Annotated in this window: 13 protein-coding genes and 1 pseudogene; 7 read left to right on the top strand and 7 right to left on the bottom strand. The window is 70.5% G+C overall.

The window, feature by feature from the left end:
- Positions 1 to 148: 148 nt before the first annotated feature.
- Together BG482_RS03415 and BG482_RS03410 are read right to left on the bottom strand one after the other, a co-directional pair.
- Entirely contained in the window at positions 149 to 5,101 is a 4,953-nt protein-coding gene (locus BG482_RS03415; protein ID WP_069767312.1) for a CHAT domain-containing protein, read from the bottom strand.
- Complete coding sequence (locus BG482_RS03410; protein ID WP_141746538.1) at positions 5,098 to 6,117, bottom strand: hypothetical protein; 1,020 nt, start codon at positions 6,115 to 6,117, stop codon at positions 5,098 to 5,100. The genes BG482_RS03415 and BG482_RS03410 overlap by 4 nt, the downstream gene beginning before the upstream one ends.
- A gap of 58 nt (positions 6,118 to 6,175) precedes the next feature.
- Here BG482_RS03410 and BG482_RS03405 point away from each other — a divergent pair, with 58 nt between their 5' ends.
- From BG482_RS03405 to BG482_RS03390, 4 genes are all read left to right on the top strand, one after another.
- Positions 6,176 to 8,080 carry a CHAT domain-containing protein gene (locus BG482_RS03405; protein ID WP_069767310.1) on the top strand — a complete coding sequence of 635 codons (1,905 nt, stop codon included), beginning with the start codon at positions 6,176 to 6,178 and terminating at the stop codon, positions 8,078 to 8,080.
- A 101-nt stretch (positions 8,081 to 8,181) separates the two neighbouring features.
- Entirely contained in the window at positions 8,182 to 9,804 is a 1,623-nt protein-coding gene (locus BG482_RS03400) for an alpha/beta fold hydrolase (protein WP_069767368.1), read from the top strand.
- Positions 9,805 to 10,151: 347 nt separating this feature from the next.
- Positions 10,152 to 11,501: a hypothetical protein gene (locus BG482_RS03395; RefSeq protein WP_069767309.1), complete on the top strand. Its 1,350-nt coding sequence runs from the start codon at positions 10,152 to 10,154 to the stop codon at positions 11,499 to 11,501.
- 168 nt (positions 11,502 to 11,669) lie between these two features.
- Complete coding sequence (locus BG482_RS03390) at positions 11,670 to 12,068, top strand: hypothetical protein (protein ID WP_069767308.1); 399 nt, start codon at positions 11,670 to 11,672, stop codon at positions 12,066 to 12,068.
- Positions 12,069 to 12,104: 36 nt separating this feature from the next.
- Here the strand turns inward: BG482_RS03390 and BG482_RS42305 are convergent.
- From BG482_RS42305 to BG482_RS03380, 3 genes and pseudogenes are all read right to left on the bottom strand, one after another.
- Positions 12,105 to 12,170 (bottom strand): annotated as a pseudogene (locus BG482_RS42305) (hypothetical protein); the annotation flags it as partial.
- 33 nt (positions 12,171 to 12,203) lie between these two features.
- The gene (locus BG482_RS43730) at positions 12,204 to 12,437 is read right to left on the bottom strand and encodes an ACT domain-containing protein (protein WP_176741300.1); all 234 of its coding nucleotides are present in this window, start codon (positions 12,435 to 12,437) and stop codon (positions 12,204 to 12,206) included.
- Positions 12,438 to 12,797: 360 nt separating this feature from the next.
- Positions 12,798 to 13,067, bottom strand: coding sequence for a DUF3761 domain-containing protein (locus BG482_RS03380; RefSeq protein ID WP_256096232.1), 270 nt, complete (start codon positions 13,065 to 13,067; stop codon positions 12,798 to 12,800).
- Between the two features lie 188 nt (positions 13,068 to 13,255).
- Here BG482_RS03380 and BG482_RS03375 point away from each other — a divergent pair, with 188 nt between their 5' ends.
- Both BG482_RS03375 and BG482_RS03370 read left to right on the top strand, forming a co-directional pair.
- On the top strand, positions 13,256 to 13,465 hold the full coding sequence (locus tag BG482_RS03375; protein ID WP_256096231.1) for a hypothetical protein: 210 nt from the start codon (positions 13,256 to 13,258) through the stop codon (positions 13,463 to 13,465).
- A gap of 258 nt (positions 13,466 to 13,723) precedes the next feature.
- A complete protein-coding gene (locus tag BG482_RS03370) occupies positions 13,724 to 14,143 on the top strand; it encodes a hypothetical protein (protein ID WP_141746537.1) in 420 nt (139 codons plus the stop codon).
- Between the two features lie 622 nt (positions 14,144 to 14,765).
- On the opposite strand, the gene BG482_RS03365 is transcribed toward BG482_RS03370, so the two are convergent.
- Positions 14,766 to 15,227 (bottom strand): MarR family winged helix-turn-helix transcriptional regulator, encoded by a 462-nt coding sequence (locus tag BG482_RS03365; RefSeq protein WP_069767304.1) that lies wholly within the window; start codon positions 15,225 to 15,227, stop codon positions 14,766 to 14,768.
- Between the two features lie 138 nt (positions 15,228 to 15,365).
- Positions 15,366 to 16,418 (bottom strand): ABC transporter permease, encoded by a 1,053-nt coding sequence (locus BG482_RS03360; RefSeq protein ID WP_069767303.1) that lies wholly within the window; start codon positions 16,416 to 16,418, stop codon positions 15,366 to 15,368.
- An 85-nt stretch (positions 16,419 to 16,503) separates the two neighbouring features.
- Here BG482_RS03360 and BG482_RS03355 point away from each other — a divergent pair, with 85 nt between their 5' ends.
- Complete coding sequence (locus BG482_RS03355; protein WP_256096230.1) at positions 16,504 to 16,989, top strand: MarR family winged helix-turn-helix transcriptional regulator; 486 nt, start codon at positions 16,504 to 16,506, stop codon at positions 16,987 to 16,989.
- Positions 16,990 to 17,000: the final 11 nt, after the last annotated feature.

Below are 17,000 nucleotides of genomic sequence, written 5' to 3'. Positions count from 1 at the left end.
GCAGCCGCAGCCGCAGCCGCAGCCGCAGCCGCAGCCGGCGCCGTCACGAGCGCAGTCTGCACGTTCCGGGCCCAGGCATAGGCGGGCCACTGCGTCCCGTTGGCCTCGTTGAGAGGACTCTGTCAGCCCGCCGTGGGTGCTCAGGTCGCTAGGCCCCGGTGTGCAGATGTGCCGCCCAGAGCGACGGGGCCCACGGGCGCTTCGCCCTCCCGCGGTGCTGAGCGAGGTGCAGCGCGTACGCCGAGCCCTCCGTGCGCGGCCCCGTGCCGCCGTAGCCCGCCAGGTGGGTGTGGAAGTCGACGGCGACCTCCTGGGCTGCCGTGTCGTCGACGGGCCAGAGGGTGCCGATCACATGGCGGTAGCCGCAGAGCATGAATCCGGCCGTGATGTGAACGGACTCGTCCGCCAGCCGCTGGTTGGTCAGCGTGGTGCTGCAGGCCGAGAGATAGGCGAGTTCGGCATCCGCGATGTGCCGTGACGAGATCGCGTCGACGGTGAGGCGAGCCGTCCCGCCGCCACCCGCGTCGCTCAACAGCAGTCCGCTGCGCCCCGGAGCGCCCCATTCGCTGATGGCGTGGCAGGCGAAGTGGACCACCGGGTGGGCGGGCAGCGCGTCGAGCACGGTCTGCGGAGTGTTGTCCGGAGGCCCGACCCGGGTGGCACCTGGCAGCAGTGCGGCGATGTGTTCGGTCTCGGTCTCCACGAACCGGAGCGCCCTGCTCGTGCCGGCCGGCCGCGCCATCTCGACCAGCAGGGCGCCATCTCCGTCCCTGGACACGGCGGCGGGGCGCGGGCGCCTCGCGTGGCCCAGAGCCCGAACGGTCGGCGTCCAGGAGGAGACCGCGCGGTCCATGACGGTTCGCCCGGTCGTGCCTTCCCCTCCGCCCTCGTGGTGGTGGCCCGAGGCGTGCCAGGGCAGGAAGGCCGTGACGCCTGCCGGGCACCACCAGATCCTCGGCCACTCACCGGGGTCGTCGTCCGGCCGGAGGGAGCGGGTGAGGCCGATCCGCTCCAGCACCGGCTCCGCCACGTGGTCCCACTGCCACTCCAGCAGCTCGACGAGATCTTGCATGCGGCGCCTGGCCTGCTGGTAGTCGGTCACCGGCGCGGAGCCCGGCACGCGTCCCGCGAGGAGCCGCTCAGCCCAGTCGATCACTCGGTTCTCGGTCACGCCGGGGAGGCCGACGACGGTGACGGGGGAGTGCGGATCAGAGGTGAGTACCAGGGCGTCACCTCGGTGCCTGCCCACCGCCAGCATGATCACGAAGCCGTGTTCGGCCTGCCGGCGCAGTGCTTCCAGGTGGGGGCGGCCGAGAAAGCCCTCCAGGCCGGGAAGGGCCCGGATGCGGAGGAGCAGCGCGTGCCATTGCGAGTCCATCGCTGTCCGTTCCGCGGCGATGCGCCTCAGGGCGCGACCCGGGCTGTTCACACTGCCGGGGTTGCCGGAGTCGTCGGGGTCGCCGGGGTCGCCGGAGTCGCCGGGGTCATCGGACCGGCCGGGGTCGCCGGATCCGCCGTCCCGTGCTGTGGACGCTTCGTCGAACTGCTCGGCGAGGCTGATGTGGTCGGCAGCGTCCCGCCTCGTTCGAAGTGCTTCGAACTCGTCGGCCAGCTCCGGACAGGTGGACCGCAGGACATGGAGGTCGCCCCGCATGTCGAGGGTCTGGTTGAGCATCACACCGCGTGCCTGCTCCAGGAGTTCGACGGCCCGTCCCGCTTCACCGCAGCTCAGGGCCGCTCCGGCGGCCTCGCTGCCCAGTCCCTCCATCTCCCCGAGACCGAACTCCCTGTCCCCGCGTGCCAGCCGCCAGGGAGCGAGCTGCCCGAGCATCTCGACCGCGGTCTCGTAGGCCTTCAGGGCCCGGCCGGTCTCGCCGGCCTCGAGAGCGGCACGGCCGAGGGCACGGGCCGCCCTGACCCGGTCCCCGACCGGGCTGACCGTGGAACCCGCCGCCCGGTCGAGGAGACGCAGGGCTTCGTCCAGCTCTGGTCGACACCCGTCGGCCCGGAACGCTGTCCGCAGCGCGGCGGCGCAGCCGGTCAGCACGGCGGCCTCGTCAGGATGGTCGGCGGCGAGGGAGGCAACAGCGCGGCGGGCGGTGGCCAACGCCTCGCGGAGCGCCTCCGGTGACGGGTCGTGGCGATACCGCAGTCGCCATGCGGCCGTGAGATTCGCGAGCCGGTGCGTGTGGTCGGGGTGGCCGGGCGGGGAGAGGGAGACGGCCCGGCGGCCGGCGGTGACGGCGGCGGCCAGCTCCCGCCGGCCGCCGGTCACGGCGTACTGGGACATCAACGCCCCGCAGAGATGGGAGAGGAGGGCGGGCAGGTCGGGATGGCCGGGCTCGGTGACGACGACAGCCGCGCGGGCGGCGAAGACTGCTTCGCCGATCGTGCGCGCGGCGTCCGGCACGTCCTGCCGCTGGTGCAGCATCTGCAGGACCGCGGAGAGGTTCGACTGGTACATGGCGTGGTCCGGATGGCCGGACGGGCACGAGAGGACGGCCTGGCGTGCCGTCTCGACCGACCGTGTCAGATGCCGCAGCTCGCTGCTCCGCTGGTAGCGGGCCCGCAGCCCCAGGCTGAGCTGGGACAGCAGCTGCGGCCTGAGAGGATGGCCGTCAGGAGCGAGGCGCAGTGCTTGCTCGGCCGCGCGCAGGCCGTCGCTCAGTACGTCAGGATCGCCGGTGCGCTCGTGCCGGGCGCGTAACGCCATGGTGAGGTTCAGCAGATACAGCGGCCGGTCCGGGTCGTCGCGGTGCGCCGTGCGGACCGCTGCGTCGGCCGCGCCCCAGGCGTCGGTGAGCTGGGTGAGAACACCGGTCCGCCGGTAGCGGGCGAGAAGGATCCCGCAAAGGTTGCTCAGCAGAGCCGGTCGCATTGAGTGCTTCTCCGGCACCGAGTCCGCCGCCAGGCGGGCGGCGGTCACGGCTTCTTCGCCGGCCTCGTCGTCATGAGTGAGTTCGCTCCACTGGTACAGCGCGGTGGCCGCGTTCGCCATGCGCAGGGGGTATTCCGACTGCCCCGGCGTGATCGTGGACATGAGCCGGCGCGCACAGTCCGCGGCTTCCTCCAACGCGCCACGGTCCCCGGTGTGGTCGTAACGCATACGGAGCACTCCGGCGAAATTGGAGAGCTGTCCCGCGAGCATCGGTGAGCCGTCGGGTGTCGCGCGGACCGTCTCTCGCCTGAGAGTCACCGCTTCGTCGAGGGCCTCCAGCGAAGCCGTCCGTTCGAAGAGGGTCGCCAGCGCGATGGACAGGTTGGACTGTGCGGCGACGGCGGTGGTACCGCCCGGGGCCGCCGTGTCCACCGCCCGTCGCCCGGCGGCGATGCTCTCCGTCAGGTCCGGCAGGGCTCCCCTCGCCTGATGGCGGACGAGCAACTGGTGCGCCCACGAGGTGAGATGGGCGGCCTCGTCGGGGTGGCCGGGAGGGGTCGAGGCGACCGCGCGGCGGCCGATCTCCTCCGCTTCGGCGAGATCTCCGCCGTGGCCGGCCAGACGGTAGCGGTCCAGCAGGGAGTTGGCGAGATTGCCCTCCACCTTGAGACGTGCCGGGTCGCATGCGGCGGCCGCCGCGGCGAGTCGACCGGTGTCGATCGCTTCGTCCAGAGCCAGTGCATCACCGGTGTCGTCGTAGATGTCCTGCAGGGCGAGCATGAGGTTCCCGAGGGTGTTCGCCCTGCCCGGGTGACCGGGCGGTGTGGCGGCCGCCGCGTTCCTGAGGGTGCCGACCGCGTCGGACGGCGCCGAGGCGTCGCCGGTCGCGGAATGCGCCCGTGCGCGCAAGGTCCGTCCGAGCCGCAACAGGTAGCGGTACCGCTCGGGGTGGTGCGCGGGCAGAGGGACGAGCGCCGCGCGGCAGACCGCCTCGCACTCGTCGAGAACCGTCGTGTCGCCGGTCGTCTGGTAAAGCTCGAAGAGGGACTGGGCGAGCGCCAACGCGAACTCCTCCGGACCGTCGTGGGCGTCGCCACCGCACAGCACGGCCCTTCTGGCCGTGTCGACGGACTCCCGGACCAGTTCGGCGTCCGCGGTCCAGGACCCCAACGAGCCCAGAACGGCGGAGAGATTGGCCAGGAGCAGTGCGGCCCGGGGGCCCTCGGGCACGAGGGCGACGGCCTGCCGCGCGTAGCCGGCCGCCTCGACGAGCGCCGCCTCGGCCTCCGTCCTCTCGAAGTGCGACAGGAGGGCCAGGGCGAGATTACTGAGATTGCGTGCCCGGCTCTCGGCAGGTACCGAATCGAGGGAGACAGCCCTGCGGCCGGCTTCCAGAGCGTCCCGCAGATCCTCCGCGGAGCCGGTGCGGCCGTAGCGGGCGTGCAGCGCTCCGACGAGGTTCATCAGGCGGTCCGCCAGGTCGTGGTCCGACCGGCCGGCGAAGGATTTGTCCTGCGAGGCGGAGCCGGTGGCCGTGGCCGTACCGGTGCCCTCCGTGTCCGTCTCCGGGTTCGTGGCAGAGGGCTCGGTCGTACGGACGGCTTCGCGTGCCGCCGCGACGGCGTCATCCAGCAGCTCCGCCCCGCCCTCCTGGCGGTGGAGCGTGAGCAGAGCGCCCGACAGATTGGACAGCCATGCCGCACGCCGGTCGGTGTCGGCTGTGGGCGTGGCCGCGATGTGCCGCAGGACGAAGATGGCCGGCCGCAGGGCTGTGCCGCCCCGCGAGCCCGGACCCTGCCGGTCGATCGCCGTCACCATCCGGTCGTGGCATGCGCGAAGGGAGAGCCCGGGTGCGGCCGGGGGCCCGGCGCCCGGCACATTCGTGGCGGCGGCCCGACCGTAGAAGTCGTTGACGGCCCGGGGCGGGAGCTCCACGCCCGCCGCGATCACCGGCAGGAAGTACCAGGCGGCCGCCCTGAGGTCCGCTTCCGCTGCCTGCTCGTCCGTGCCCCGCACGGCTGCGCGCCGGAGATGCAACCGCCCCGCCGCGACAGCCGCTTCCACGTCGTCGAAGAGGTCGTCGACCTGGGCCAGCAGGCGGCCGAGAGCCGCGAGGGAACCGGTCCCGGTGGGCCCACCGACTCCGTGCTCGTCGACGGCGGCGTCGGTGTACGCGTGAACGGCCGCGAGCAGACCGGCGCGTTCGGCGGGCGGGCGGCTCATTCCACGCTCCCGGCACCGGGGGACGTGTACAGCCAGGCGTCCGCCTGGTAATGCTTCACCACCGCGGTCACCCGGGTGAACTCCTCCCGGTTCAGTCCGGGACAGCCCGGGGAGAGGACCTGTCCATAGAGGAACTGGCTGATCAACACGCCCAGTTCGGCCCTCCTGTGGGGCTTGAGGGCCTCGCGCAGCGGGAGGCTTTCCAGCAGGCGGCAGAAGCTCAGGACCGCCTCGCCTTCGTACCCGTTGGCCCCCGCCCTGAAGGTGCCGACGTCGCAGGCCATCCGTAGCCGCATCCGGTCGACGTGACGCTCGTTGTCCTCGCGGAGCCGGGCCCCCATCGCGTTGGCCAGCCCCGGGAGAGCCTGGGTGATGTCGGTGTCCAGCGGCAGGACGATGTTCATCCCGTCCCCGCTGCGCTGGTGATGGAGGCGCGTCAGGTCGAGGCCGATGTCGCCGAGGACCACGCGTACGAGCTGGTCCAGACGCGTCTGCAGCGCCGCCCTTCCCACGACGTCCCGGTCGGAGTACCCGACGACGTCCACACCGAAGCCCATGCGCATCTGCGTCGGGCTGCCGGGGACCTGCGCCCCGCGGCCGAGCTGTCCCGCCGCCCCCGGTGGGGGCGGCGCCGACGGCTCGGACACCTCCGGGACCGGAAGTTCTACGGTGAACCCGTCCGTGCCGGCATGGGGTTGCATCCCCATCGCCGCCTCCTCGGTGAGCGCGTAGCCGGCCCTGGCCGTGACGTGAACCTCGTGGCAGCCGGCCGGTACCAGAAGGACGAACCAGCCGACGTGCGAGCCCAGCCGCACCTCGCCGCCGTTCACCGCGCGATGCCGCCAGCGGCAAGCGCGTCCCCCGACCCCCAACCTGTACGACCTCGCCCGCCTGCTGCTGGAGACGGCTCGGACCAGCCGGGATCCTGCGGCCACACGGGAGGCCGTCGACATCTGCCGGTCGGCCGTCGCCGCGCTGGACGAGGACACCCCGGACAGGGCCGCTGCCCTGCTCATCCTGTCCCAGTCCCTGTGCGAGGCAGCACCGGAGGAGGAGACGGAACGGCCGGGCAGCGTGACGCACCTCGAGGAGGCGGTCGATCTGGCCCGCGGAGCGGTGACGATGCTGCCCGCGGAATCCACCTTGATGCCCGCGGCGGTACGTACGCTCGGGCAGGCGCTCTTCGCCCTCGGCGGCGCCCATCGCGACCGGAAGCGAGGGCGCGCGGCACTCGAAGAGGCCCATGACGAGCTGACCGAGCGCATCGCCGCACGTCATGAGGCGCGGGCGAAGGACCGCATCGCGGCCGCGCGGCTGGCCGGCCGGGCGGCCGGGCTGGCCGGCAACCACACGGACGCCCTCGCCGCCTTCGAACGGGCCGTGGGTCTGCTGCCGAGGATGGCGCCACGAGAACTCCTGCGAGAGGACCGCGAGTCCGGTCTCGGCGCGGTGGCCGGGCTGGCGGCGGAGGCGGCGGGGGCCGCCACCGCCGCGGGACGGCCCGGACGTGCCCTGGAACTGCTGGAACAGTCTCGCGCGCTGCTCCAATCGGAACTGGTGGGTACCCGGACTGCGTTGGACGTGCTGGCGGACCGCGAACCGGGCCTCGCAGAGGAGTTCATCGCGCTGCGCTCCCGGACCCGGGCGGCGGAAGCCCTTCTGCCTGCGACCACCGGCCCCACCCCCGGCCTCGGCCCCGCCCTCTCCGACCGCGCCGACGCCCGGCGCCGCAAGGAACGCGCGGACGACTGGACGGATCTCCTGACCCGTGTCAGGCGGTCCCACGACGACTTCTCACGCTTTCTGCTGCCGCCCACGCTCGACGAACTGCGTGGGCAAGCCGCCGAGGGACCCGTCGTCACGGTCTACGCGGGCCCCTTCCGCAGCGACGCGCTCGTCCTGCATCCGGAAGGCGATCGACCGGTCGACGTCGTCGAACTGAGCGGACTCTCTTGGGACCGCGCGCTGGACCTGGTGGTGCGGCTGCGGTCGGCCTGTACGCGAATCTACGGCGAGCCGAGCTACGGCGGCCGCAAGACGGCCCAGCAGGACCTGGGCAAGGTGCTCGGCGACCTGTGGGACATGGTCGCCTCTCCCGTGCTGAACGCCTGCGGCCTGGGCGTTCCACCGCCTGAGGGAACAACGCTGCCCAGGCTGTGGTGGTGCCCGGTGGGAATCATGGCCTTCCTCCCGTTGCACGTGGCCGAGCGGTACGACCAGACCGGCCGCGGGCCGTCCGTCCTCGATCACGCGGTGACCTCCTACACCTCCACCGTCGGGGCGCTGGCGTACGTACGCCGTGCGACGGGCCCTGACGAAGGGCCGGGCGTGGACGAACCTCCCGCGGACGAACCTGCCGCGGACGGACGTCCGGCAGACCGGACCCTGATCGTCGGGCTTCCGGAGACACCGGGCGCACCCGCCCTGCGCTCGGCCGAGGGGGAGTGCGAGGCACTGCAGCGCCTCGTTCCCGATGCCACCGTCCTGTACGGGCCGGATGCCACCCATGTCGCGGTGACGGAGGCCATGCGTCACAGCTCCGTCGCCCACTTCGTCTGCCACGGGGTCAGCGACCTGCGCGGCCGGGGCTACAGCAGACTGCTGCTCCACGACCACCAGGAGCGGGCGTTCACGGTGGCCGACGTGTCCCGGCTCGACATCCCGCACGCGGACCTGGCCTATCTCTCCGCCTGCGAGACAACCGACACCGCGCCGAGGTTCGCCGACGAGGCACTGCACATCACCGCGGCCTTCCAGACCGCCGGGTATCGCAGCGTCGTCGGCAGCCTGTGGAAGGTTCAGGGAACCCTCGGCACACGCATCGCCGAAGCCTTCTACACGCAGTTGACGGCGGCGGGCACCAGGCCACCGCACGCCGCCGGGTCGGCCCGGGCGCTGCATTCAGCGGTGGTCGCCGTGCGGGCCCGGCATCCGCTGTCCCCCGGCCTGTGGGCAGCCCATGTGCACTTCGGCCGCTGACGCCGCGCGCACGCTGTGACCCGAGACCGGGGCCGGGCGGTTGCGACGACGCCTTCGGAGAACGGAGGCCACGGCGTGAGTGACGTGGGTGAATGGAGGGCATGATCTTCGACTTCACGCACGACCACGGCGGTGAACGGCTCAGCGGTGTGTACGGCGGTGATCCGTCCGGGGTCACCGCCGTCGTGCTGCACGGCGCAGGCACCAGCAGCACGGAGCGATTGCTGCCGCTGGCAAGGGAGTTCGTGGCCCACGGCTGTCGCGGCATCGCCTTCGACTTCTCCGGGCACGGCGGCAGCACCGGCAGACTGAGCGAGTCAAGCCTGCGGCGACGGTTCGAGCAGGCCGTCGCGGTGATCGACGCGTACGCGCCGGCGGACGGGCCGCTGGTCCTGGTGGGGTTCAGCATGAGCGGGCAGACGGTGGCGGATCTCGTCCGGCACTACGGGCACCGAGTGACAGCCCTGGGCCTGTGTGCCCCCGCCGTGTACACCGCCCAGGCGTGGGACGTCCCCTTCGGGGACGGGAACGGCCGGTTCAGTGAGACCATCCGGCAGCCCGGCAGCTGGCGGCAGACGCCCGCGCTCGAGGTACTGAGGGCGTACGAGGGACGGGCGGTGCTCGCCGTGCCGGGCACTGACACGGTGATCCCGGCCGCGGTGACCGAGGCCGTACAGGACGCGCTGGCCGCGCGCGCCCAGTACTCACGGTTCGACCTTCCGGACGCGCAGCACCAGTTGGGAACGTGGTTCCGTGATCACGCGGAAGACCGGCGGAAGTTCGTGGAGGAGGTGCTGACCGGCCTCGACGACCGCGGCTGGACGGCAACGCGTGCATGGGTGGCCAAGCACATCGGGAACGACCGGTCCGTCGCCGACTCCCGGCTGCTGTCCGGCGGTTGGAGCTCCCAGATGCGCCGGCTGACCCTCGACGACGGCTCGGACCTGGTGCAACGGACCCTCGTGAAACCGTTCTTCCGCCACGCAGGGTCCGGGCTCCTGGCCCGCGAGGCGTCCGTCCTGACCCTGCTCGAAGGGCAGGAAGGCGTCCCGGCACCCGAGTTCGTTGCCGTGGACGCAACCGCCGAACACTGCGACCACCCCACCCTGTTGATGTCCGCACTGCCGGGCCGCGTCCGCGTGGACGAGGACGACCTCGACCGGCGCCTGGACCTGCTCGCGGCCCAGCTCGTCCGCATCCACGGCGTCGTACCGGACGACAGACCGCGCACGTACCAGGCGTGGACCTCCCCGGAGCACATCCGGCCCCCGGTGGGCCGCCTGGGGGAGCGGGCCGTGGACATGATCCGCCGCGATCCGCCGTCGTACGAAGGCTGCTTTCTGCACCGCGACTTCCACCCCGGAAACGTGCTCTTCACCGGAGCCGGGCCGGGTCTGCGGATCACCGGTGTCGTGGACTGGGTGGAGGCCTCGTGCGGACCCGCCGACCTGGACGTGGCGCACTGCTCGACCGCGCTCGCGCTGCTGCACGGGCCGAGGCACGGGCTGGACTTCCGAGAGCGGTACGAGGCACACGGCGGCCGCGACCTCGCCGACGGCGCCGACCACCTGTACTGGCGGCTGCTCGACGCCCTGCACTACTGCCCCGATGCGACGAAGCTCGCCGGCCCGTGGCGCGACCTGGGGCGGCACGACCTGACGCCCGACCTGCTGGGAGACCGACTGGAGGCGTACATGGACGGACTGCTGCAACGATACGGCTGACCGGGCCGGCGGCACCGGACCGTGACTGTGTCAGCGGGCAATGAGCCCCGGTGGAGCTCGGGAACGACGACCTCGGTTCCCGCGGCCCCTTTGGTCGGGCGAGTGCTGTCATCTCCGCGTCAACATGCCGACCCACTACCTCCATGGGCGTGCTCGCCCGCGCATTGATCGAGCCGCCGCCGCACCGGCCCAGGCGCGAATCCCCTCTCCTCGACGGTGTATACGGGGCTACCTCCTGCGCGGCCTGAGAGGTGGATCCTCAACGATTCGGTTGAAACTCCACCTACTTCACGAGGCCATGGCAGCATTCGGGCTGATGTTTCATTTGTTGTCGAACGGGGAGCGGGATGAGCAAGAGACGTAAGGTCGCAGGAGCGCTGGCGGCGGCCGCCATGGCCGTGCTGGCGTGGGGAACACCGGCGCAAGCCGCGACCCCGGTGCCCACACCCGGGGCGCTGCTCACGAACGGGACCAGTGAAGCGATGAGCAAGCTGGAGCTGACCCAGCATCGTGTGTCCCCCACGACGATCAGCAAGCTGGACAGCCATCTGCCCAATGTCGGGGTGGACGCCGTCCTCAAGTCCGCCAACCACCCCATGTTCAACAGCTCCGGTTCCGGATGCACGAGTACCGAGCTGGCCGCGCGGCCGATCAACCCTTCGGCGTCATCGGCCTACTGCTGGGACACCGGGGACGCCGTCACCCAACAGTTCGTACCCCAGGGACTGACCTCGTCCGGCGACGCCGACGCCGACGGCTTGTGGGGCACGAACAAGGTGATCCTCTCGGGGTGGACCAACAACAACGACCTCGCGAGCTCCACCCCCGATGACGACGGTCTGGCGCGGGTGGCGTTCATCGACGCCAACACCCCCGGCGCCTTCAAGTACCGTTGGGTGCTGCTGGTCGTGCCCACCAAGGGCGGCGACGACTTCGACAAACTGGGCTCACACCTCGGCGGCATGGTCTGGTACGGCAACAAGCTTCTGGTCACCGCGTCCCGCGGCGACGACAGCGACAACGCGCTGTTCGTCTTCGACTTCACCCACATCCTGCAAACGACCGTGAACTCCCACGAGATCGGCCAGGTCAGCGGGGGCTACTCGGCGCGCGGATACCAATACATCATGCCCGCGGTCGGTTCCTACAGCCTGGGCGGCGCGTGCAGCGGCACTTCCGTCACCGGCTACCCGTGCTTCGACGGGCTCACCATGGACCGCAGCACCAGCCCGTACAGCATCGTCGCCAACGAATGGCGCAGCACCGGCGGTGACGCCCAGCCCGCCCGGATCTTCCGCTACGCCCTCGCCGCTCCCGAGAGTGACATGCCGCTCGTCACCAGCGGGGGGAAGGCCTACGCCGACCCGACCAAGAGCTACGTGACCAACAACGCGGCCGGGTTGCAGGCGGTGCTCGCGAACCACGACAAGTACTACGCCGCCGACGCCCTGTGGGGGCCAGGGGTGCACGGCATCATGTGGAAGATGAGCAACACCGGCGTCGCCACGTCGCGCACCTGCAGCGGACAAGTCCAGGCGAACGCATGCTGGGCCCAGCACAGCGAGGGCATGTCGCTGTGGTGGAGCACCCAGCAACTGTGGTCGCAGACCGAGTGGGCCGCGAACTCCGACGGAGGGTGGACCCAACCGGCGGTTCCCGAAAGGGTGTTGTTCTCCGTGCCGTTCTCCGACATGTGACGGCGGCGCCGGGCGGACGAGGTGGCCCCGCAGCGCCGCGGGCCACCTCCTCACTGTCGGGCACGACTGCGGTCACTGCTGACACTCCATGTGGTGGCGGTGCTGACCGTCCCCGTCCCTCGAGCCTGTCGTCATGACCCACTCTGGGCTCCCACGTAGGGTGGCCGTGTGTTCGATCGCCTTGAGGTCATCGTGTTGCCGCCGGGTCCTCGATGGGCTGCCCAACTGCAGTTCTGGGTCGACGGCCGGGAAGTGGTGGCGGGGGCGGTCGGTGAGGGAGGCCGCGGGCCGCTTGCGGCGGAGGCGTTGCCCGCCGACGGTCACAGCCCGCTGTGGGCGACCTTCGAGGGGCGTCGGGTTGTGCTGGGGGAGCCCGAGTGCACGGGTGGCTGCTGCGGCCATCTGTCAGTGTTCGTGCAGCGGCACGGTGGCGTTGTCGAGTGGTCGGATTGGCGGGTGCCCGTTGATCAGGTGCGCCCCCCGACGTTTCATTTCGATGCGGATCAGTACGACGGCGAAGTGACCCGAGCACTCGGAGACCGGTGGGGGCAGGCCCGGGGGACGTGACCCGCCGCCCGGGTCCCGCCCGGGCAGCGCCGCACCGGTGATGAAGGAGGCTTCGTCGCTGAGGAGGAAGGCGACCAGTGCGGCGACCTCGTCCGGGGCGGCGACGCGGCCGGTGCTACCCCTGCCTTGGCCGAGTCATAGGGCCACCTGATGGCCGGCCCGGCGAAGCACGGCGGCGGCTTCCTCGAGTCGGCCGGCCGGGACGAGCACGAGATCTCCGTCGTAGCTTGCGGCGGTCCATACCGGAAGTGCGCCCGCGGCGAGCGGTGCGACGATGGCGCTGAGCATTCCCGTCGCTTCAGGGTCGTGCGCGTCGTCGCCGTTCCACAGCGCCACCCACCCGTCCTCGGCCCCGTCGTCGCGCCGCATCACTGCGCCTCCGTCCGGACCGAGTACGAGTGCGAGCACATCGGGTCCGGGAGCGACCGTGCGGGCGTCGGACACCCGCTCAAGAACGAAGCGGCCCTCGAGTACGCGCAGGTTCTGAGTTCGCGTGGCCGGCATCGAGTTCATGCGTCGCGAGGGCGACCTACCCGGTGACGCAGCACCGGATGCCGTGCGATCACCTTGGGCGTCGCGGTCGTGAGCCATTCACCGATCCTCCCACTGCGGCACGTCGATCCCGGGCGCCGGTATTGCGTGGTCGCACGAGCCGGACCGTCACGTTGGAACCAACTCGCATTCTTGATTTCGGCCCGGGGGTTCAGGGAGAGGTCAGGTGGTGGCCGCTTACTTGAACCAATACCTGACGCCGTGGTGGTAGGAGCAGGTGCCCTGAGCGTGCTTCGAGTACGAGAGCGTGGCGTCCTTGCACTTGGCCGACTCGTACTTGTCTCTGGGCTTTTGGTGATGCGTCCAGCCGCACAGGCCTGTGGTGTGGTGGATGCAGTGGTGGGAGGTGTTGGTGGCAGGCAGTGTGGCCGCCGACGCGACCGGTGCACCGTAGATGACGCTGGTGAGAACAACAGCGACGGCTGGGGCGATGAGTCGTGCGCGCAATGGGTCTCCCTCGTCGAGGTGAGCGAGTGCAGCGGGAGCGTATAGCGCTTTGAACGACATTATGGCTGGTTCGTCCATTTTTGACATCCGGAGTGCCCAGCCATGGGAGGCCGGGACCGCTGGTGCGGTCCGGTCCGGAGACGTAACTGCCCTCGTGACACCGGTGACAGGACCGCAAGTGGTGCGCCGTGACGGTGCGCAACAAGCCCGGTGCCCGCGTGTTCATGGAGGTCACGCTGGACACCTGGCCGGCCAGCAGCAACCCGGCCAGGGATGCCGGCTCCTACACGACCTTCGCCGGCCCGGTGTACAAGGACCTCCCCGAGCCCGGCCGGTGCATGACCTGGAGCGGTTCGATCGACATCTACTACAACTCGGACCGGGGCCTCTGCCCCTGACCCAACGCCTGCCGGTGTGGCCGGCCTACGGGTCGGCCACACCGGCTGACCGAACGCAGCCCCCGCAGCGGCAACACCGTCTGCCGGGTTGCCTGCACTGGACCGCGACGGCGTCTTGGGGCGAATCATCCGGCTCGCTGGCGTACACCAGTCCCGGTGACATCCTCACCGTAAAGATCATCGATGTCGATCCCGTGCGCCGTCGTATTGTCCTGTCACGCGTTCAGACCCTTGCCTCCAGCAGAGAGAACCAGCCACATGCCTGAGGATGAGACGGATCCACTACGAGCCGAGTTGGACGAGGCGCTCGCGCAGCGCGACGCGACTCGGCGCGAGCTCGGCGATCTGCGCGCGTGGCTCTGTCGAGAACTTGGAATCCTGAGCCGGGAACCGGGACCCGAAGAACAGGCCTTCAGGAGTGTCGCGTCGGACGAGGAGATCGTCGCCGCAGTTGCTCGGCTGCGAGCCGAGATCGATGCTCTCAAGCAACCCACCGACGGCACGGACCTGCGCTGGTCGCGGATCGATTACCTGATCCTGGAGGGGCGCAGGATCCAGGCCCTGCAGAGCATTCGTGACGAGTTCGGCGGCGGTATTCCCGAGGCGCTCGACCTACTGAACAACCGCTCCATGCGCCTCCGGCAAGAACGACCGGAAGACTTCATCACGGGCACCTGATCGCGGTTCGGGAGACACGTCCTCTCGGCCGCCTTCCCACTGCTGCCGTGGTCGGCGGCGCAGCAGGTGCTGCATGCCGCGCGGGGTCGAATTCCCGACCGGTCCCGCGATCGTCCGGCTGTTCTCGCGCTGCGGGTCCGACGACTGCCCCAGCACCAACCGTCCAGTCCGCAGATCGCGCGCACAGTCGTGCAGGTGCCCGGCTGTCCAGGAGGTATGGCGGATCACACGGTCCGGGGCCGGGAGGGGCAGGCCAGAACTGCGGGAGGTAGCTGGCTGCCTGGGGCTCCCCGGCCACCCTGGTGGGAGTTTCTGCCCCTCGTCCATCCTCCGGGCGCAGTACCGGACGCGGTAGTCGGTCCGGCTGAGACCCAGATCCCGCTCTGTCTCGCCGTCCCACTGCACCAGCCTTGTGCGTTCCGACTCGAGGTCGTCACGTGCCGTGCATCATGCCGCAGGCCACTGACGACACGGGGGCCGCCGCCGTGGGGCCGGCCGTGACGTCGGTGGTGGAGCCGCTGGCTGGTCATCGTGGACGCGGATCAGGTCAAGGCCGTGGACCCTGTACGACGATGAGCTCGTTCATCAACAGCGGCATCGCTGGACGACCAGGGCTCCAGGGCTAGTTCGAGGGGCGACTGCCGATGGCGAGAGCATCGGGGTTCAGGCCCTCGACCAAACGGTAGAGCAGCCGGTGAATGCTGTCCTTGTCGTCCGGGGAGAGTGGTGAGGTCGTCTCCTGTTCGATCCGCCGGGCGATCGAAGCGGCACGAGCGGCGGTCGCCTCTCCCTCGGTGGTCGCGAACAGGCGCACGCTGCGGCGGCTGGTCGGGTGCGGCTCACGCCGTAGTAGTCCTCTCTCGACGAGCTGACCCACTGCGGCTCCCATGGACTGGGCCGTGATACCCGAGCGGCGCGCGATCTCGGCGGCGGACACACCCGGCGTCCAGAGGACCTGCTGCAGAGCGTTGTGCTGCGCCAGTGTGAGGTCTTCCGCGCGCAGTGCCCGCTCCAGCCGTCCGGCGATGATCTGGGAGAACTGCCAGGCGAGGTATCCGGTGGTGGGAAACGCGGCGTCGGTCACGGCCGCAGTCTACGAGAACGAGGTGCGCTGCTCGCGGCGGTGTTGCCGGGCAGTTGAGCTGCGTCCCCGTGTCATGGACCAATATCACTGACGTTCCCCACGGATGGTTCCTGGCTGCGGGGCAGGGCAGGAGCCGGGTCAGTCGACGGCTGCGCGGCGAGGTCCGCGGGCATCGAGGCAGAAGAGCACCACGGCGGCAACGAGGATCCATGCCACCAGGACGACGATGCCCGCGGTGAGACCGTCGTTGTTGAAGTGGGACAAGCCCTGGACGGCTCGTACGCCGACTCCCACCGGGAGGATCTCCGAGAGCGGATGCAGCCAGCCCGGCAGGTAGGGGGTGGGCAGCGTGCCACCGCTCGTGCTGTTGCCGAAGGTCAGCAGGACCACGGCGGCCAGTGACATCCCGGCGCGGCCGAAGACGCGCATGAACGTCATGGTCGCGCTGCCGACGGCCGCGGCCATCAGGGCGATGACCCCCGCGATGCCCAGGAAGGGCCCGGGGAGTGCCGCGAAGCCGAGGCTTCCGGCCATCGCCGCCACGAGGACGCCGGCGAGGATGCTGAAGGACGCCAGGCTGGCCAACCTCCACCGGTACTCCAGTCGCGGAGCCATCTGGTAGGTCATCATGCCGAACAGGAATCCGGCCAGCACGACGCCGAACCCGGCGTAGAACACCGACATTCCGCGGGTGTCGCCCGACGAGGCCGGCACGAGGTCGCGCACGGTCAGCCGGTCGTTGTTCGCCTTGGCGACACCGGAGAACGCGCCGGTGACCGTAGCGGTCACCGAAGGGCCGTTGGCTCCGGCGTACAGCAGTGTGGCGGACTTCCCGGGCCCGGTGACATAGGCGGCGTACACCTTGCGGTCCTGAAGCGCGCGGCGGGCCGTGTTCTCGTCGGCGTAGCGCTTCACCTCGAAGCCGCCCGACAGCCCGAGCTCCAGCCCTCCGGTGACCTGTTCGAGCCGTTGGGACGTCCCTACGACGGCTACCGGAAGGTCGTGCGGACGGGGGGCGTGGAAGGCGGCCAGGAACACGCTGACGAAGATCGAGCCGATGACCAGCACGATCGCGACCGGTAGCAGAACTCCCTTGGCTCCGGTGGCACCTTGCGGCGCTGGAGCGGCGTCCATCGCGTGGTGATGGGGCGCAGGGCGTGCCTCGCCGGAAGCGGTGGGTGATGTGGACATGGGAGAAGGTTCTCCATCTCTTACTGGAAGGTGCCTTATAGTTCTATCATAGAAATATCAGGTACCTTACTGTCGGAGTGCTCTCGTGAGCCGTACGCATGCAGATCCGTCCACGCGCGTCGGCTACCTGGCGTGGCAGGTGGTCCATGTGATGGGAGCGCGGCTCGAGAGAGCGTTGCGTTCGCTCGACCTCACGGCGGCGCAGCACAACGCGTTGCAGCACGTCGGCTGGACGCCGGGAACCTCCGCGGCGGAGATCGCGCGTCGGACCGGCTTGACTCCCCAGTCCATGGGTGCCGCCGTCAACGCGCTGGTCGACCGCGGCCTGATGGTGCGCCGCGAGCATCCTTCGAACCGGCGAACCGTGCAGCTGGCCATCACCGACAGCGGCGCGAAGCTCGCCGATCGGGCGCGGGAACTGGTGGAGCGACTGGACACGGAGGCGCTCGCGGTCCTCGCCCCCGTCGAGCAGGCGGCGATTCATTCCTTGCTGCTCCGCGTGCTTGCCGAGCTCAATCCTGATGCCTTGCCGCCGCAGGATCTGCGTGGTGCGGACTCCGGAGTGGTGTGATCCGGGTGGGC

Source organism: Streptomyces sp. LUP30 (assembly GCF_001746365.1).
Taxonomy (GTDB): domain Bacteria; phylum Actinomycetota; class Actinomycetes; order Streptomycetales; family Streptomycetaceae; genus Streptomyces.
This window is presented reverse-complemented; position numbering and strand designations above follow the sequence as displayed.